The 17,623-nt window shown below is 69.1% G+C and carries 14 protein-coding genes; 13 read left to right on the forward strand and 1 reads right to left on the reverse strand.

Features of this window, described 5'->3' with window-relative positions:
• Positions 1 to 3: 3 nt before the first annotated feature.
• The 12 genes from murF to ABZ396_RS09195 all read left to right on the forward strand — a co-directional run bounded on the left by murF (position 4) and on the right by ABZ396_RS09195 (position 12,613).
• Positions 4 to 1,416 (forward strand): UDP-N-acetylmuramoyl-tripeptide--D-alanyl-D-alanine ligase, encoded by a 1,413-nt coding sequence (gene murF, locus ABZ396_RS09140; protein ID WP_358914203.1) that lies wholly within the window; start codon positions 4 to 6, stop codon positions 1,414 to 1,416.
• Complete coding sequence (gene mraY, locus ABZ396_RS09145; RefSeq protein ID WP_358914765.1) at positions 1,416 to 2,486, forward strand: phospho-N-acetylmuramoyl-pentapeptide-transferase; 1,071 nt, start codon at positions 1,416 to 1,418, stop codon at positions 2,484 to 2,486. The genes murF and mraY overlap by 1 nt, the downstream gene beginning before the upstream one ends.
• The gene (gene murD / locus ABZ396_RS09150; protein ID WP_358914204.1) at positions 2,468 to 3,901 is read left to right on the forward strand and encodes a UDP-N-acetylmuramoyl-L-alanine--D-glutamate ligase; all 1,434 of its coding nucleotides are present in this window, start codon (positions 2,468 to 2,470) and stop codon (positions 3,899 to 3,901) included. The genes mraY and murD overlap by 19 nt, the downstream gene beginning before the upstream one ends.
• Positions 3,902 to 3,967: 66 nt before the next feature.
• Entirely contained in the window at positions 3,968 to 5,323 is a 1,356-nt protein-coding gene (gene ftsW, locus ABZ396_RS09155; RefSeq protein WP_358914206.1) for a putative lipid II flippase FtsW, read from the forward strand.
• A 6-nt stretch (positions 5,324 to 5,329) separates the two neighbouring features.
• Positions 5,330 to 6,418, forward strand: coding sequence for an undecaprenyldiphospho-muramoylpentapeptide beta-N-acetylglucosaminyltransferase (gene murG, locus ABZ396_RS09160; protein WP_358914208.1), 1,089 nt, complete (start codon positions 5,330 to 5,332; stop codon positions 6,416 to 6,418).
• Between the two features lie 28 nt (positions 6,419 to 6,446).
• Positions 6,447 to 7,241, forward strand: coding sequence for an FtsQ-type POTRA domain-containing protein (locus tag ABZ396_RS09165; RefSeq protein WP_358914767.1), 795 nt, complete (start codon positions 6,447 to 6,449; stop codon positions 7,239 to 7,241).
• Between the two features lie 277 nt (positions 7,242 to 7,518).
• Positions 7,519 to 8,715 carry a cell division protein FtsZ gene (gene ftsZ / locus ABZ396_RS09170; protein ID WP_358914210.1) on the forward strand — a complete coding sequence of 399 codons (1,197 nt, stop codon included), beginning with the start codon at positions 7,519 to 7,521 and terminating at the stop codon, positions 8,713 to 8,715.
• 10 nt (positions 8,716 to 8,725) lie between these two features.
• On the forward strand, positions 8,726 to 9,454 hold the full coding sequence (pgeF, locus tag ABZ396_RS09175; protein ID WP_358914212.1) for a peptidoglycan editing factor PgeF: 729 nt from the start codon (positions 8,726 to 8,728) through the stop codon (positions 9,452 to 9,454).
• 6 nt (positions 9,455 to 9,460) lie between these two features.
• Positions 9,461 to 10,180 (forward strand): YggS family pyridoxal phosphate-dependent enzyme, encoded by a 720-nt coding sequence (locus ABZ396_RS09180; RefSeq protein ID WP_358914214.1) that lies wholly within the window; start codon positions 9,461 to 9,463, stop codon positions 10,178 to 10,180.
• Positions 10,181 to 10,306: 126 nt separating this feature from the next.
• Positions 10,307 to 10,948, forward strand: coding sequence for a cell division protein SepF (gene sepF / locus ABZ396_RS09185; protein WP_358914216.1), 642 nt, complete (start codon positions 10,307 to 10,309; stop codon positions 10,946 to 10,948).
• Positions 10,949 to 10,998: 50 nt separating this feature from the next.
• Positions 10,999 to 11,283: a YggT family protein gene (locus tag ABZ396_RS09190; protein WP_046729537.1), complete on the forward strand. Its 285-nt coding sequence runs from the start codon at positions 10,999 to 11,001 to the stop codon at positions 11,281 to 11,283.
• A gap of 55 nt (positions 11,284 to 11,338) precedes the next feature.
• A complete protein-coding gene (locus ABZ396_RS09195) occupies positions 11,339 to 12,613 on the forward strand; it encodes a DivIVA domain-containing protein (RefSeq protein WP_358914218.1) in 1,275 nt (424 codons plus the stop codon).
• A 232-nt stretch (positions 12,614 to 12,845) separates the two neighbouring features.
• On the opposite strand, the gene ileS is transcribed toward ABZ396_RS09195, so the two are convergent.
• Positions 12,846 to 15,983, reverse strand: coding sequence for an isoleucine--tRNA ligase (gene ileS, locus ABZ396_RS09200; protein ID WP_358914220.1), 3,138 nt, complete (start codon positions 15,981 to 15,983; stop codon positions 12,846 to 12,848).
• A gap of 590 nt (positions 15,984 to 16,573) precedes the next feature.
• On the opposite strand from ileS, the gene ABZ396_RS09205 reads away from it, so the two are divergent.
• On the forward strand, positions 16,574 to 17,608 hold the full coding sequence (locus tag ABZ396_RS09205) for a TraR/DksA family transcriptional regulator (RefSeq protein ID WP_358914222.1): 1,035 nt from the start codon (positions 16,574 to 16,576) through the stop codon (positions 17,606 to 17,608).
• Positions 17,609 to 17,623 lie beyond the last annotated feature (15 nt).

The following is a 17,623-nucleotide window of genomic DNA, read 5'->3' on the forward strand; positions in this document are numbered from 1 at the left end:
CTTGTGATCGCCCTCTCCCTCGCCGAGATCGCAGCAGTCGTCGGCGGGCAGACGCATGACATACCGGATCCATCCGTCCAGGTCACCGGCGAGGTCGTCCGGGACTCCCGCGAGGCGGGCCCTGGCAGTCTGTTCGCCGCCTTCGTGGGCGAACGCGTGGACGGCCACGACTTCGCCGCCCAGGTCGTCGAGCAGGGCGCGGTCGCCGTTCTGGCGTCCCGACCCGTCGGCGTGCCCGCGATCGTCGTGGACGACGTCCAGAGCGCCCTCGGCGCCCTCGCCCGCCATGTCGTACGACGGCTCGGCGCGACCCTCGTGGCCCTGACCGGTTCGGCCGGCAAGACCAGTACCAAGGACCTCATCGCGCAGGTGCTGCGCACCAAGGCGCCGACCGTGTTCACGCCCGGCTCGCTCAACAACGAGATCGGACTGCCGCTGACCGCCCTGTCCGCCACCGGGGACACGAAGTTCCTGGTGCTGGAGATGGGCGCCCGCGGCATCGGCCACATCCGCTACCTGACGGATCTGACGCCCCCGAAGATCGGCCTGGTCCTCAACGTCGGCACCGCCCACATCGGCGAGTTCGGCGGCCGGGAGCAGATCGCCCAGGCCAAGGGCGAGTTGGTGGAGGCCCTGCCCTCGGTCGAGGACGGCGGCACCGCGATCCTCAACGCGGACGACCCGTTGGTGCGGGCCATGGCCTCCCGTACCAAGGCGAAGGTGGTCCTTTTCGGAGAGTCGGCCGAAGCGGACGTACGCGCCGAGAACGTACGACTCACGGACACGGGACAGCCCGCGTTCAGCCTTCACACACCCTCCGGTGCAAGCGATGTGACCATGCGCCTGTACGGTGAGCATCACGTGTCGAACGCGCTCGCCGCGGCCGCCGTCGCCCATGAGCTGGGCATGTCCGCGGAAGAGATCGCCACCGCGCTCTCCGAGGCTGGCTCCCTCTCCCGCTGGCGTATGGAGGTCACCGAGCGCCCGGACGGCGTGACCATCGTCAACGACGCCTACAACGCCAACCCCGAGTCCATGCGAGCCGCGCTGCGCGCGCTGGCGGCCATGGGCAAGGGGCGCCGCACGTGGGCGGTGCTCGGCAAGATGGCCGAGCTCGGGGACGAGGCGCTCGCCGAGCACGACGCGGTCGGACGGCTCGCCGTCCGGCTCAATGTCGGCAAGCTCGTCGCGGTCGGGGGCGTGGAAGCCTCCTGGCTGCAACTGGGCGCATATAACGAGGGTTCGTGGGGTGAGGAGTCGGTGCACGTGTCCGACGCACAGGCGGCGGTCGACCTGTTGCGCAGCGAGTTGCGCCCGGGGGACGTCGTCCTCGTGAAGGCGTCACGGTCAGTGGGCCTGGAGAGCGTTGCCCAGGCGCTCGTGGAGTCCGGTGCCGAGGGTGTTGATGCCCGATGATGAAGCAGATCCTCTTCTCGGGCGTCATCGGTCTCTTCCTGACGCTGATCGGCACTCCGCTGCTGATCAAGCTCCTCGCCCGCAAGGGCTACGGCCAGTACATCCGTGACGACGGCCCGCGTGAGCACGCCAGCAAGCGCGGTACACCGACGATGGGCGGTATCGCCTTCATCCTGTCGACGGTCGCCGCCTACTTCCTGTCCAAGGTGATCACCGGCTACGCCCCGACCTACTCGGGTGTGCTGGTGCTCGGCCTGATGTGCGGGATGGGCCTGGTCGGCTTCCTGGACGACTACATCAAGATCGTCAAGCGGCGTTCGCTGGGTCTGCGCGCCAAGGCGAAGATGGCCGGCCAGCTGATCGTCGGTATCGCCTTCGCGGTGCTGTCGCTGCAGTTCGCCGACGCCCGCGGCAACACCCCGGCCTCCACCAAGCTGTCGTTCATCACGGACTTCGGCTGGTCCATCGGCCCGGTGCTGTTCGTGGTCTGGGCGCTGTTCATGATCCTGGCGATGTCGAACGGCGTGAACCTGACCGACGGTCTGGACGGTCTCGCCACCGGCGCCTCCGTGCTCGTCTTCGGCGCCTACACGTTCATCGGTGTCTGGCAGTTCCAGGAGTCCTGCGCCAACGCGCAGACGCTCACCAACCCGGCCGCCTGTTACGAGGTGCGCGACCCACTGGACCTCGCGGTCATCGCCTCCGCGCTGATGGGCTCCTGCCTGGGCTTCCTGTGGTGGAACACCTCGCCGGCCAAGATCTTCATGGGCGACACCGGTTCGCTCGCGCTCGGCGGTGTCCTCACGGGCCTGGCGATCCTCTCCCGCACCGAGCTGCTCGTGGCCATCATGGGCGGTCTGTTCGTCCTCATCACCATGTCGGTCGTCATCCAGGTCGGCTCCTTCCGGCTCACCGGCAGGCGCGTCTTCCGGATGGCGCCACTCCAGCACCACTTCGAACTCAAGGGCTGGTCCGAAGTCCTCGTGGTGGTCCGCTTCTGGATCATCCAAGGTATCTGTGTGATCGTCGGGCTCGGCCTCTTCTACGCGGGATGGGCAGCGGACAAGTGACCTCCTCGGTGTCCCCGGAATTCCACGGCACGCACGTCACCGTCGCGGGGCTAGGCGTCTCCGGCGTCCCGGCGGCGAAGGTGCTGCACGCGCGTGGGGCGATCGTCACGGTCGTCAACGACGGCGACGACGCACGCGCGCGTGAACAGGCCGCGGAGCTGGAGACGCTCGGCATCACCGTGCGTCTCGGCGACGGGGCGACCCTGCCGGAGGGCACCGAGCTGATCGTCACCGCGCCCGGCTGGAAGCCGGACAAGCCGCTGTTCGCGGCGGCCCGGGCGGCCGGCATCGAGATCTGGGGCGATGTCGAACTCGCCTGGCGGCTCAGGGGCCCTGGCGCGGCCCCCTGGCTGGCCGTCACGGGTACGAACGGCAAGACCACCACCGTCCAGATGCTGGCGTCGATCCTGAAGGCGGCGGGCCTGCGCACGGCCGCCGTCGGCAACATCGGCGTCTCGCTTCTCGACGCGGTCCTCGGCGACGAGGAGTACGACGTCCTGGCTGTCGAGCTGTCGAGCTATCAGCTGCACTGGGCGCCCTCCCTGCGCGCCCACTCGGCGGCCGTGCTCAACCTCGCCCCCGACCACCTCGACTGGCACGGCTCCATGGAGGCGTACGCCAAGGACAAGGGCCGTATCTACGAGGGCAACCGGGTCGCCTGCGTCTACAACGTCGCCGACAAGCTCACCGAGGAGCTGGTGCGCGAGGCCGACGTCGAGGAGGGCTGCCGGGCCATCGGCTTCACCCTCGGCACCCCGGGACCCTCCCAACTCGGCGTCGTGGAAGGCATCCTGGTCGACCGCGCCTTCGTCGAGAACCGGCAGCAGAACGCCCAGGAGCTGGCCGAGGTCTCCGACGTCGACCCGCCCGCCCCGCACAACATCGCCAACGCCCTTGCCGCGGCGGCGCTCGCGCGCGCCTTCGGCGTGCCCCCCAGGGCCGTACGGGACGGGCTGCGCAACTTCACCCCGGACGCCCACCGCATCGCGCACGTGGCCGACGTGGACGGGGTCGCGTACATCGACGACTCCAAGGCCACCAACACACATGCGGCGGAAGCCTCGTTGGCGTCATATGAGTCGATTGTATGGATTGCGGGCGGTCTTGCGAAGGGCGCGACCTTCGACGAACTGGTCGCCAAGTCGGCAAAGCGACTTCGCGGTGTGGTGCTGATCGGCTCCGATCGCGCCCTCATCCGGGACGCCCTCGCGCGACACGCGCCGGAAGTACCCGTCGTCGACCTCGACCGGACCGACACTGGGGCGATGCTCGTGGCGGTCCAGGAGGCGCGGCGACTCGCTGTTGCCGGAGACACGGTGCTGCTGGCACCTGCTTGTGCCTCCATGGACATGTTCGCCAACTACAACAAGCGCGGTGACGCGTTCGCTCAGGCTGTACGCGAACTCGGCGCCTGACCCGGCCGCCTGCCGGGCGACCTTGGGAGGGACGCGTGGGACGGTCGACGTTCAGCGGAGGCGTTGATGCCCGGTAGCCGCACCGGCAGGCCGCCCGTACAGCGTGCAGTCCGCAGGCCCGCCGCCCCCCGCGCGTCGCGCGAGAATCCGCTGCGACAGTTCTACACGCGCGCCCACCGGGCCTGGGACCGGCCGCTGACCGCGTACTACCTGATCCTCGGCGGCAGTCTGCTGATCATCGTGCTGGGTCTGGTGATGGTCTACTCGGCCTCCCAGATCACCGCGCTGCAGATGTCGCTGCCGGGCTCCTTCTTCTTCCGCAAGCAGTTCCTGGCCGCCTGTATCGGGGGTGTGCTGCTGTTGGTCGCGTCCTGCATGCCGGTGAAACTGCACCGGGCGCTCGCCTACCCGATCCTCGCCGGTGCCGTGTTCCTGATGGTCCTGGTGCAGGTGCCGGGGATAGGGATGTCGGTCAACGGCAACCAGAACTGGATCTCCCTGGGCGGCTCCTTCCAGATCCAGCCCAGCGAGTTCGGCAAGCTCGCCCTGGTGCTCTGGGGCGCCGACCTGATGGCGCGCAAGCAGGAGAGGCGGCTGCTGACCCAGTGGAAGCACATGCTGGTGCCGCTGGTCCCGGTCAGCTTTCTGCTGCTCGGCCTGATCATGCTCGGCGGCGACATGGGGACCGCGATCATCCTGACCGCGATCCTGTTCGGTCTGCTGTGGCTGGCGGGGGCACCGACCAGGCTGTTCGCCGGGGTACTGTCGATCGCCGGCGTGCTCGGTATGATCCTCATCAAGACCAGCCCCAACCGTATGGCCCGGCTCGCCTGTATCGGCGCCACCGAGCCCAAGACCGGCGTCGCGGACTGCTGGCAGGCGGTTCACGGCATCTACGCCCTGGCCTCCGGCGGACTCTTCGGTTCCGGACTCGGTGCGAGTGTGGAAAAATGGGGCCAACTCCCCGAAGCCCACACCGACTTCATCTTCGCCGTCGCCGGTGAGGAACTGGGCTTGGCGGGGACGCTGTCGGTACTGGCCCTCTTCGCGGCTCTAGGCTATGCGGGTATCCGCGTGGCCGGACGCACGGAGGACCCCTTCGTGAGGTACGCCGCGGGAGGCGTGACCACCTGGATCACCGCACAGGCGGTGATCAACATCGGTGCGGTACTCGGCCTGCTGCCGATCGCCGGCGTCCCCCTCCCGCTGTTCTCCTACGGAGGCTCCGCCCTGCTGCCGACCATGTTCGCCATCGGGCTGCTGATCGCCTTCGCGCGCGACGAGCCCGCTGCGCGGGCGGCGCTTGCGGCGCGGCAACCTCGCTTTGGTAGAAAGCGGGGGGCTGGGAGCCCTGCGGGGCCTCGGAGATGGAACACGATGCGACGGCGCGCCTCGGCGGCGCGCTCGTCCGGAGAGCGGTGAATTTCGGTGCATGTCGTACTCGCTGGTGGGGGGACCGCCGGCCACATCGAGCCCGCGCTCGCCCTCGCGGACGCCCTGCGCAGGCAGGACCCCACCGTGGGGATCACGGCCCTGGGCACGGAACGCGGCCTTGAGACCAAGCTGGTGCCGGAGCGCGGTTACGAGCTCGCCCTGATCCCGGCGGTGCCACTGCCCCGCAGGCCCACCCCTGAACTGATCACCGTCCCGGGCCGGCTGCGTGGCACCATCAAGGCGGCCGAGCAGATCCTCGAGCGCACCAAGGCGGACTGCGTCGTCGGCTTCGGCGGCTATGTCGCCCTGCCCGGCTATCTCGCCGCCAAGCGCCTCGGCGTGCCGATCGTGATCCACGAGGCCAACGCCCGTCCGGGCCTCGCCAACAAGATCGGCTCCCGGTACGCCGCGCGGGTCGCCGTCTCCACCCCGGACAGCAAACTGCGCGACGCCCGCTACATCGGCATCCCGCTGCGCCGCTCCATTTCCGTCCTGGACCGCGCCGCTGCCCGCCCGGAGGCCCGGCACCGTTTCGGTCTCGATCCCAACCTGCCCACGCTGCTGGTCTCCGGCGGCTCCCAGGGCGCCCGCCGTCTCAACGAGGTCGTCCAGCAGGTCGCGCCCTGGCTGCAGCAGGCCGGCGTCCAGATCCTGCACGCGGTCGGCCCGAAGAACGAACTGCCGCAAGTGCACCAGATGCCGGGGATGCCCCCCTATGTCCCGGTAGGTTACCTGGACCGGATGGACCTCGCGTACGCCGCGGCCGACATGATGCTCTGCCGCGCCGGCGCGATGACCGTCGCCGAACTCTCCGCGGTCGGGCTCCCGGCCGCCTATGTCCCGCTGCCCATCGGCAACGGCGAACAGCGGCTGAACGCCCAGCCGGTGGTCAAGGCCGGCGGCGGTCTGCTGGTCGACGACGCGGAACTCACCCCGGAGTGGGTGCAGCAGAACGTCCTGCCCGTGCTCGCCGATCCGCACCGGCTGTACGAGATGTCCCGCGCGGCAAGCGAGTTCGGCCGCCGGGACGCCGACGACCTGCTCGTCGGCATGGTGTACGAGGCGATCGCCTCAAGTCGTTAGGCCGTATGACGAAAGGCAAGTGAGCAGCGTGGCCGGACCGACCACCGCCCAGCGCGGTGAACGCCAGCAGGAGTCGTCCGGCCCGCCGCCCGCCCGGCGATGGAGGAACCGCCGCTTTCGTACGATCGTCATTCTGGTCCTGGGAGTTGTGTTCCTGGGTTCCGGTTCCGTCTGGCTGCTGTACGGCTCCCCGTGGCTGCGCTTGCGGCATGTCTCCGTCTCCGGCACGGCCGTGCTGACGCCCGGGCAGGTGCGGGAGGCCGCCGACGTCCCGGTCGGAGCGCCGCTGATTTCCGTCGACACCGATGGCATCGAGGCCCGACTGCGCCGGAAACTGCCTCGAATTGACGCGATTGACGTCGTCCGTTCCTGGCCCCGTGGAATCGGGCTGAAAGTGACCGAGCGCACTCCGGTTCTGCTCATTGAAAAGGGCGGAAACTTCATCGAAGTGGACAAGGAAGGCGTCCGGTTCGCCACGGTTTCGCAGGCGCCGAAAGGCGCTCCGGCACTGGAATTGACTCTGTCCCGGTCGGGTTCGGCCACCGCGAGCCTGCGCCGTTTCGGCACCGACCGGCTGGTGCGGGAAGCGGTCGAGGTCGCGGGCGACATTCCGGCCGCCGTCCGCCGGGACACCCGAACCCTCAAGGTCCGTTCCTACGACGACATCACGCTGGAGTTGAGCGGCGGCCGCACGGTCGAGTGGGGCAGTGTCGAGAACGGCGCCGCCAAGTCGCGCACGCTCACCGCTCTCATGAAAGCCGCTTCCGGTGCGCGGCACTTCGACGTGAGCGTTCCCACCGCCCCTGCGTCATCGGCGAGTTGACGCACATCAGCGCAGGCCAGCACCCTGGTTGGGCACTGCTACGGCTGATCACATAGGGTGAAAAGAAAAACGGGAGGTTCGGCGTGTTCGTTGAACGGGCGCCACTTGTCGACTTAGTGTCCTGTTCAGAAGACTTCAGGGAACAGACACACTGGTAACCCTAAACTTCAGGGTTAGGGTTCGGGTCGGCGCTACGGACCGTCCCAATCGGCATCTGCCGTTCCACGCGGGCATCGCATGAGGACGGCAACGTAATTCGAGGCGAGAGGCCTTCGACGTGGCAGCACCGCAGAACTACCTCGCAGTCATCAAGGTCATCGGTGTCGGCGGCGGTGGTGTCAATGCCATCAACCGGATGATCGAGGTCGGTCTCAAGGGCGTCGAGTTCATCGCCATCAACACCGACGCACAGGCGCTGTTGATGAGCGACGCCGACGTCAAGCTCGACGTCGGCCGTGAACTCACCCGGGGACTCGGCGCCGGCGCCAACCCGGCCGTCGGCCGCAAGGCCGCCGAGGACCACCGCGAGGAGATCGAGGAGGTCCTCAAGGGGGCCGACATGGTCTTCGTGACGGCCGGTGAAGGCGGCGGCACCGGCACCGGCGGCGCACCCGTCGTGGCCAACATCGCGCGCACGCTGGGCGCCCTCACCATCGGCGTGGTCACGCGCCCGTTCACCTTCGAGGGCCGGCGCCGCGCCAACCAGGCCGAGGACGGCATCGCGGAGCTCCGCGAAGAGGTCGACACCCTCATCGTCATCCCGAACGACAGGCTGCTGTCCATCTCGGACCGCCAGGTCTCGGTGCTGGACGCCTTCAAGTCGGCCGACCAGGTCCTGCTCTCCGGTGTCCAGGGCATCACCGACCTCATCACCACGCCCGGTCTGATCAACCTCGACTTCGCCGACGTGAAGTCCGTCATGTCCGAGGCCGGCTCGGCCCTCATGGGCATCGGCTCGGCCCGCGGCGACGACCGCGCGGTGGCCGCCGCCGAGATGGCGATCTCCTCGCCGCTCCTGGAGGCATCCATCGACGGCGCCCGGGGCGTCCTGCTCTCCATCTCCGGCGGCTCCGACCTCGGCCTGTTCGAGATCAACGAGGCCGCCCAGCTGGTCAGCGAGGCCGCCCACCCCGAGGCCAACATCATCTTCGGCGCGGTGATCGACGACGCCCTCGGCGACGAGGTCCGCGTCACGGTCATCGCGGCCGGCTTCGACGGGGGCCAGCCCCCGGCCCGCCGGGACAACGTCCTCGGCTCGTCGTCGGCCTCCGCCCGCCGCGAGGAGCCCGCTCCGGCGCGGCAGCCCGAGTCCCGCCCGTCCTACGGCTCGCTCGGCAGCGTGACCCCGAAGGAGGAGGCGGAGCCGGTGCCCGAGCCGGTGGCCGACATCCCGGTGGCCCCGCCGGTCCCGCCGTCGCGCTCCTACACGGACAGCGCGGCCGAGGAACTGGACGTACCGGACTTCCTCAAGTGATCCTTCAGACGTGATAGGACAGCGCGAAACCGTGAGCGGCGCGCACTTCGCCTTCACCGACAGGTGGGGCGGGGTGAGCGCCGCTCCGTACGAAGAGCTCAACCTGGGCGGGGCGGTCGGCGACGACCCCGACGTGGTACGGACCAATCGAGAACTCGCCGCCAAGTCGCTCGGCCTGGAACCCGGCCGGGTCGTCTGGATGAACCAGGTCCACGGAAACGACGTGGCCGAGGTCGAGGGACCGTGGACCACCCGGCTCACGCCCGAGGTCGACGGGCTGGTGACCGCGGTCCGGGGGCTGGCCCTCGCCGTGCTGACCGCCGACTGCGTGCCGGTCCTGCTGGCCGACCCGGTGGCCGGAGTGGCCGCCGCCGCCCATGCCGGACGGCCGGGCATGGTGAAGGGGATCGTGCCCGCCGCGATCGACGCCATGGAGTCGCTCGGCGCCGACCCGGCCCGGATCGTCGCCCGCACCGGACCCGCCGTCTGCGGACGGTGCTACGAGGTGCCGGACGCGATGCGCGCCGAAGTCGCCGCCGTCGAGCCGACGGCGTACGCCGAGACCAGCTGGGGTACTCCGGCGGTCGACGTGAGCGCCGGTGTGCACGCGCAGCTCGCGCGCGCCGGGGTGCTCGACAGGGCGCAGTCGCCGGTGTGCACGCTGGAGTCGGGCGATCACTTCTCGTACCGCCGCGACCGCACCACCGGGCGGCTGGCGGGCTATGTATGGCTGGACTGATGGGGCATGACAGACCGTAAGACCGAACTCGCCGTAAATCTGGCGAAAGTGGAGGAGCGGATCGCCGCCGCGTGTGTGGCGGCCGGGCGCGAGCGGGAGGAGGTGACCCTGATCGTGGTCACCAAGACCTATCCGGCGAGCGATGTGCGGATCTTGTCAGAACTCGGCGTACGTCATGTCGCGGAGAACCGGGACCAGGACGCCGCCCCCAAGGCTGCCGAATGTGCGGATCTACCCCTGACTTGGCACTTTGTTGGTCAATTGCAGACCAACAAAGTGCGATCCGTGGTCGGTTACGCGGATCTCGTGCAGTCCGTCGATCGTTCCAAGCTCGTCGAGGCACTCTCGAAAGAGGCGGTGCGAGCCGGGCGCGAGGTGGGGTGTCTCCTCCAGGTCGCGCTCGACGCGGGTGCGAGCGGAAGAGGGGAGCGCGGTGGCGTGGCGCCGGGCGGAATCGAAGAGTTGGCCGAGCTCGTCGCCGGATCGCCGGGACTGCGGCTCGGCGGACTGATGACCGTCGCTCCGCTCACCGGGGAGTACGCGGGGCGCCAACAGGCGGCGTTCGAGCGGTTGATGGATTTGTCGACCGACCTGCGCCGAGCCCATCCGGCTGCGAACATGGTCTCGGCAGGGATGAGTGCGGACCTTGAGGATGCCGTGGCCGCCGGGGCGACACATGTGCGCGTCGGCACTGCGGTACTCGGAGTCCGCCCCAGGCTCGGGTAACGTCGCCAAGAAGTCGGACCACAGCAGAAAATATGGTCAATGTGGCCCAAGGCGGGCGCAACGACCACGTGGATCGCGGGACTTGGCAGTCGTCACCGATCCACCACAGAGCGGAGGACTCAGAGCATGGCCGGCGCGATGCGCAAGATGGCGGTCTACCTCGGCCTCGTGGAGGACGATGGTTACGACGGCCGCGGATTCGACCCCGACGACGACTTCGAGCCCGAACTGGACCCGGAGCCCGAGCGGGACCATCGACGGCATGAGCCGTCGCACCAGTCCCACAGCGCACACCAGTCCCAAAGGGACGATTCGGTACGAGTAGTACAGCCGTCGACGCCGCGCGAACCGGTGTCGCATTCCGCTTCGCTATCCGCGGAATCGGGACGCCCGGCGCGTATCGCCCCCGTGGCGTCCATCACACAAGAACGCGCAAGCCTGGAGAAGAGCGCACCGGTGATCATGCCCAAGGTCGTGTCGGAACGAGAGCCTTACCGGATCACCACGCTTCACCCTCGGACCTATAACGAGGCCCGTACCATCGGGGAACACTTCCGTGAGGGCACCCCGGTGATCATGAATCTGACTGAGATGGATGACACAGACGCGAAGCGACTTGTCGACTTTGCGGCCGGTTTGGTGTTTGGTCTTCACGGCAGCATCGAGCGGGTGACGCAGAAGGTGTTCCTGTTGTCGCCTGCTAACGTCGATGTCACGGCGGAGGACAAGGCCCGCATCGCAGAGGGCGGGTTCTTCAACCAGAGCTGAGACACAACACCGGTACGAGGCATGAAACAGGGGAGAGGGAAGCACGAACCATGAGCGTGTTCCTGGATGTGATCTACATCGCGCTGATGTGCTTCCTCATCGTGCTCATCTTCCGGTTGGTCATGGACTATGTGTTCCAGTTCGCCCGCTCATGGCAGCCCGGCAAGGCGATGGTGGTCGTACTTGAGGCCACCTACACTGTCACCGATCCACCGCTCAAGCTTCTGCGGCGGTTCATCCCGCCGCTGCGTCTCGGGGGCGTGGCGCTCGACCTGTCCTTCTTCGTACTGATGATCATCGTCTACATCCTGATCGCGATCGTTGGTCGGCTGTGATGAGCGATGTGACCTACCGTCTTGCCGATGCCGACGACTACGTTGAGGTGAAGAGATGCCGTTGACCCCCGAGGACGTGCGGAACAAGCAGTTCACGACCGTCCGCCTCCGAGAAGGCTATGACGAGGACGAGGTCGATGCCTTCCTCGATGAGGTCGAAGCCGAACTGACGCGCCTGCTCCGCGAGAACGAGGACCTGCGCGCCAAACTGGCCGCGGCCACGCGCGCTGCTGCCCAGAACCAGCAGAACATGCGCAAGCCTCCGGAGCAGCAGGACCAGCAGGGCGGTATGCCTCAGCAGGGCGGTATGCCCCAGCAAGGCGGTATGCCCCAGCAAGGCGGCATGCCCCATCAGGGTGGAATGCCTCAGCAGGGCATGCGAGGACCGGGCGCTCCGGTGCCCGCCGGCATATCGGGCCCGCCGCAGCAGCAGATGGGTGGCCCCATGGGCGGCCCCCCGCAGCTGCCGAGCGGTGCCCCACAACTGCCGGCCGGTCCCAGTGGCCAGGGCGGTCCCCAGGGCCCCGGTCCGATGGGTCAGGGCCCGATGGGTCAGGGTCCGATGGGCCAGGGCGGTCCGGGTATGGGCCAGGGCGGTCCGGGTATGGGCCAGGGCCACGGCCCCATGGGTCAGGGCATGGGCCAGGGCCCGATGGGTGGCCAGCCGCCCATGCAGCAGCAGATGGGCGGCCCCATGGGCGGTCCGATGGGCGGCCCCGGTCAGGGCCCCGGTGGCGACAGCGCCGCCCGAGTCCTCTCGCTGGCCCAGCAGACCGCCGACCAGGCGATCGCCGAGGCCCGCTCCGAGGCCAACAAGATCGTCGGCGAGGCCCGCAGCCGCGCCGAGGGTCTGGAGCGTGACGCCCGTGCCAAGGCGGACGCGCTGGAGCGGGACGCGCAGGAGAAGCACCGCGTCGCCATGGGCTCCCTGGAGTCCGCGCGCGCCACGCTGGAGCGCAAGGTCGAGGACCTGCGTGGCTTCGAGCGCGAGTACCGCACGCGTCTGAAGTCGTACCTGGAGTCGCAGCTGCGTCAGCTGGAGACCCAGGCCGACGACTCCCTGGCGCCGCCGCGCACCCCGGCCACGGCTTCCCTCCCGCCGTCCCCGGCGCCCTCCATGGCCCCGGCCGGCGCGAGCGCCCCGTCCTACGGTGGCAACCAGCCGATGGGCGGCGGTCCGTCTCCCGCTCCGCCGTCCTACGGCGGCCAGCAGCAGATGACGCCGGCGATGACCCAGCCGATGGCACCGGTACGCCCGCAGGGCCCGTCCCAGATGGGCCAGGCGCCGTCCCCGATGCGCGGCTTCCTCATCGACGAGGACGACAACTGACGGCGGGCGCATAGCACGCCGTAGGCGTCGGCAGAGCACAACAGGGCGGGCCCCGGATACATTTCCGGGGCCCCGCCCTGTTTTATGCGTGGTCGTAGACGCCCTTACGCGTGTTGAGCAGATGCCCACAGGGCCGCGGGGAACCGCGCACGGTGCGGGCTCCGACCCGCGGAGACGAGAAAGGGCCCGTTCCCCACGCGGGGAACGGGCCCTTACCTCATCCGCGGAGGCGTTACGCCTTACGCAGACGGAACGTCAGGGACAGCCCCTCGTCCACGAACGGCTCCCCATAGCTGCCGTCGGCCTCGCCCTGCCCGAAGTCGGTCGCCAGCACCTCGTCGGCGATCAGCGGCGTGTGTTCCGCGAGCGCCGCGATCACCGCCGGGTCCGTGGACACCCACCGCAGCGCGATCCGGTCGGCCACGTCCAGCCCGCTGTTCTTGCGCGCCTCCTGGATCAGCCGGATCGCGTCGCGGGCGAGCCCTGCCTGGCGCAGCTCCTCCGTGATCTCCAGGTCGAGCGCGACGGTCGCACCGGAGTCCGACGCCACCGACCAGCCCTCACGCGGCGTCTCCGTGATGATCACCTCGTCCGGCGCCAGCGTCACGGTCTCGCCGTCGACCTCCACCGACGCCGTGCCCTCGCGCAGCGCCAGCGACAGCGCGGCCGCGTCCGCCGCGGCGACCGCCTTCGCCACGTCCTGCACCCGCTTGCCGAACCGCTTGCCCAGCGCCCGGAAGTTGGCCTTGGCCGTGGTGTCCACCAGCGAGCCGCCCACCTCGGACAGGGACGCCAGCGAGGAGACGTTCAGCTCGTCGGTGATCTGTGCGTGCAGCTCCGGGTCGAGCGCGTCGAAGCCCACGGCCGCGACCAGCGCCCGGGACAGCGGCTGACGCGTCTTGACGCCCGACTCCGCGCGCGTGGCCCGGCCGAGCTCCACGAGCCGTCGTACCAGAAGCATCTGCCGGGACAGCTCCGGGTCGATCGCGGACAGGTCCGCCTCCGGCCAGGAGGACAGGTGCACCGACTCCGGCGCGCCCGGGGTCACCGGCACCACCAGGTCCTGCCACACCCGCTCGGTGATGAACGGGGTCAGCGGGGCCATCAGCTTGGTGACGGTCTCCACCACCTCGTGCAGCGTGCGCAGCGCGGCCTTGTCGCCCTGCCAGAAGCGACGGCGCGAGCGACGGACGTACCAGTTGGAGAGGTCGTCGACGAACGCGGACAGCAGCTTGCCGGCGCGCTGGGTGTCGTAGGCCTCCAGCGCCTGGGTCACCTGGTCGGTGAGCGCGTGCAGTTCGGAGAGCAGCCAGCGGTCAAGGAGCGGGCGGTCGGCCGGGGCCGGGTCCGCCGCGCTCGGCGCCCAGTCCGACGTACGGGCGTACAGCGCCTGGAAGGCGACCGTGTTCCAGTAGGTCAGCAGCGTCTTGCGGACGACCTCCTGGATGGTGCCGTGCCCGACGCGGCGGGCCGCCCACGGGGAGCCGCCGGCCGCCATGAACCAGCGCACCGCGTCCGCGCCGTGCTGGTCCATCAGCGGGATCGGCTGCAGGATGTTGCCCAGGTGCTTGGACATCTTGCGGCCGTCCTCGGCGAGGATGTGACCCAGGCAGACCACGTTCTCGTACGACGACTTGTCGAAGACCAGCGTGCCGACCGCCATGAGGGTGTAGAACCACCCTCGCGTCTGGTCGATCGCCTCGGAGATGAACTGGGCCGGGTAACGGCTCTCGAACAACTCCTTGTTCTTGTACGGGTAGCCCCACTGCGCGAAAGGCATCGAACCCGAGTCGTACCAGGCGTCGATGACCTCCGGCACGCGCGTGGCCGTCTTCTGGCACTGCGGGCACGCGAAGGTGACCTCGTCGATGAACGGGCGGTGCGGGTCCAGGCCCGACTGGTCGGTGCCGGTCAGCTCGGTCAGCTCCGCGCGGGAGCCGACCACGGTGAGGTGGTCGTCCTCGCAGCGCCAGATCGGCAGCGGGGTACCCCAGTAGCGGTTGCGGGACAGCGCCCAGTCGATGTTGTTGTTCAGCCAGTCCCCGTACCGGCCGTGCTTGACGGTGTCCGGGAACCAGTTGGTCTTCTCGTTCTCCTCAAGGAGACGGTCCTTGATCGCCGTCGTGCGGATGTACCAGGACGGCTGCGCGTAGTAGAGCAGTGCGGTGTGACAGCGCCAGCAGTGCGGGTAGCTGTGCTCGTACGGCAGGTGCTTGAAGAGGAGGCCGCGCTGCTTCAGGTCCTCGGTGAGCTTTTCGTCGGCCTTCTTGAAGAAGACACCGCCGACCAGCGGGACGTCCTCCTCGAAGGTGCCGTCCGGGCGGACCGGGTTCACCACCGGCAGGCCGTAGGCGCGGCAGACCTTGAGGTCGTCCTCACCGAAGGCGGGGGACTGGTGGACCAGACCCGTACCGTCCTCGGTCGTTACGTATTCGGCGTTGACGACGAAATGTGCCGGTTCCGGGAACTTTACGAGCTCGAACGGACGTTGATAGGTCCAGCGCTCCATTTCGGCGCCGGTGAAGGTCTGGCCCGTCGTCTCCCAGCCCTCGCCGAGTGCCTTGGCGAGAAGCGGCTCGGCGACGACGAGCTTCTCCTCGCCGTTCGTCGCCACGACGTAGGTGACGTCGGGGTGTGCGGCGACCGCCGTGTTGGACACCAGGGTCCAGGGGGTGGTCGTCCACACCAGGAGCGCGGCCTGGCCTGCGAGCGGACCGGAGGTGAGCGGGAAACGGACGTACACGGAGGGGTCGACGACCGTCTCGTAGCCCTGCGCCAGCTCGTGGTCGGACAGGCCGGTGCCGCAGCGCGGACACCAGGGGGCGACGCGATGGTCCTGGACCAGCAGACCCTTGTTGAAGATCTCCTTGAGCGACCACCAGACCGACTCGATGTACTCGGGGTCCATCGTCACGTACGCGTCGTCGAGGTCGACCCAGTAGCCCATGCGGGTCGTCAGCTCGGAGAACGCGTCGGTGTGGCGCAGCACGGACTCGCGGCACCTGGCGTTGAACTCGGCGACGCCGTACGCCTCGATGTCGGGCTTGCCGCTGAAGCCCAGCTCCTTCTCGACCGCCAGCTCCACGGGCAGGCCGTGGCAGTCCCAGCCGGCCTTGCGGGCCACGTGGTAGCCGCGCATGGTGCGGAAGCGAGGGAAGACGTCCTTGAAGACACGCGCCTCGATGTGGTGGGCGCCGGGCATGCCGTTGGCGGTGGGCGGGCCCTCGTAGAACACCCACTCGGGGCGGCCCTCGGACTGCTCCAGGGTCTTGGCGAAGATCTTCTGCTCGCGCCAGAAGTCGAGCACGGCGTGCTCAAGGGCGGGCAGGTCGACCTGTGCGGGCACCTGGCGGTACGTCGGCGCTGTCATCTGCGAGCTTCCTCCAACGGACTTGCTGCCTTCCGTCGGAGGGACGAGAGCCTTGTCTTTCGTACGCCGTGTGCGGCGCGCTCCCGCGGTACCACCCTCCTTGGCTCCCCGGGCGCCGTACGCGCCGGTGAGCCCCCTCATTGGGGTCGCGAAGCCGGTTCTACTCGCCCTGGGGCTTTCTTCCGGCGGCTCCGGGGTGATCTTCACGTCGCGCTCGCCCCCGGGCTTCCACCGTCCCCGGGTCGCTCTGGGCTGCGTACGCCGCTACTCGTCCCCATCCACGCTTCTCGCTCCGCCCAGTGTACGGCGCCGCGAGGACAGCGGCCGACCCGTTTTGCGGGCACCGGCGGCGCCGGGCCGTCCACCTGCCGAGATGACCCGAATGGCGCGGTACGCGTGTTCGTATCCTGGGATGCCTGGCTCGGCGGATTACCGCGCGGGGAGCTGGGCACAACGCATGCATACCTGCTGCGTGGGGGGTGCGGGGCAGGCTCATCGGGCGGCGTGCCCCGTTGCCGCGGGACTCGAGTCGATTTATCGTCCCAGCACGATTCGCGTGCAAGATCACAATATGTGAAGGGGCCGCGGCCATGGTGGCGAAGAAGACCGCCGTACAGCAGTCGGCGTCCGGCCGGTCCAGGGGCGCGGCTGCCTCCGGCGGTGACACCAAGGGGGGCGGCGCAAAGAGGAGCACGCGCGCGGGGGCGACGGCTGAGAAGGCCGTGAAGAGGGCCTCGGGCTCCGATACGGGAGCGTCGGCACCTGCGAAGAAGGCCGCGGCGACGAAGACCGCGGCGGCGAAGAAGGCCGTGCCGAAGAAGGCCATGGCTGAGAAGGGCGTGGCGGGGAAAACGGCCGGTGAGAAGGACGCCGCCGCCAGGAAGACGGCCGCAAAGAAGACGCCGGTGAAGAAAGCGGCCGAGAAGCCGGCCGCCGAGACGAAGGCGGGCGAGAAGTCGGCCGTCGCGACGAAGGTGGCTGGGAAGAAGGCGACCGCGGTTGCCAAGGGCACCGCGGAGAAGTCGGAGAAGAGCGCGTCCAAGGCCGCGGCGACGAAGACCGCGGCGGCGAAGAGCACGGCCAAGAAGAGCACGGCCAAGAAAGCGGGCGCGGCGCGGGCCGCGAAGCAGACGGGAGCCACGACGGTGGTTGCGAAGAAGACCCCTGGCACGGCCACTGCGGCGGCGGAGACCGCCGTCCCCAAGGCGCGGGTCGCCACGGCGGCTCCGGGCGAACTCGCGGTGCGTCCGGGCGAGGACCCGTGGACGCCGGAGGAGGTCGAGGAGGCGCGCACCGAACTGATGGCCGAGGCGCTGCGGCTGCGCACCGAGCTCGACGCGTCCGACAGCGCCCTGGCCGGCCTGATGCGGGACTCCGGGGACGGTGCAGGTGACGACCAGGCCGACACCGGCACCAAGAACATCACCCGCGAACACGAGCTGGCCCTGGCCGCCAACGCGCGCGAGATGCTCGAACAGACCGAGCGGGCCCTGGAGAAGCTGGACGCGGGGACCTACGGACTCTGCGAGAACTGCGGGAATCCCATCGGGAAGGCCCGCATGCAGGCCTTCCCGAGGGCGACTCTGTGTGTCGAATGCAAGCAGAAGCAGGAACGCCGCTACTGAGCATCGGGGTCGCGT

It is taken from the genome of Streptomyces sp. NPDC005866, assembly GCF_040629895.1.
GTDB lineage: Bacteria > Actinomycetota > Actinomycetes > Streptomycetales > Streptomycetaceae > Streptomyces.

Excerpts from the sequence above, each read along its gene's own strand:
- mraY (WP_358914765.1), top strand. The coding sequence starts at position 1,416 with ATGAAGCAGATCCTCTTCTCGGGCGTCATCGGTCTCTTCCTGACGCTG.
- murD (WP_358914204.1), top strand. The coding sequence starts at position 2,468 with ATGGGCAGCGGACAAGTGACCTCCTCGGTGTCCCCGGAATTCCACGGC.
- ftsW (WP_358914206.1), top strand. The coding sequence starts at position 3,968 with ATGCCCGGTAGCCGCACCGGCAGGCCGCCCGTACAGCGTGCAGTCCGC.
- ABZ396_RS09180 (WP_358914214.1), top strand. The coding sequence starts at position 9,461 with ATGACAGACCGTAAGACCGAACTCGCCGTAAATCTGGCGAAAGTGGAG.
- sepF (WP_358914216.1), top strand. The coding sequence starts at position 10,307 with ATGGCCGGCGCGATGCGCAAGATGGCGGTCTACCTCGGCCTCGTGGAG.
- ABZ396_RS09190 (WP_046729537.1), top strand. The coding sequence starts at position 10,999 with ATGAGCGTGTTCCTGGATGTGATCTACATCGCGCTGATGTGCTTCCTC.
- ABZ396_RS09195 (WP_358914218.1), top strand. The coding sequence starts at position 11,339 with ATGCCGTTGACCCCCGAGGACGTGCGGAACAAGCAGTTCACGACCGTC.
- ileS (WP_358914220.1), bottom strand. The coding sequence starts at position 15,983 with ATGACAGCGCCGACGTACCGCCAGGTGCCCGCACAGGTCGACCTGCCC.
- ABZ396_RS09205 (WP_358914222.1), top strand. The coding sequence starts at position 16,574 with ATGGTGGCGAAGAAGACCGCCGTACAGCAGTCGGCGTCCGGCCGGTCC.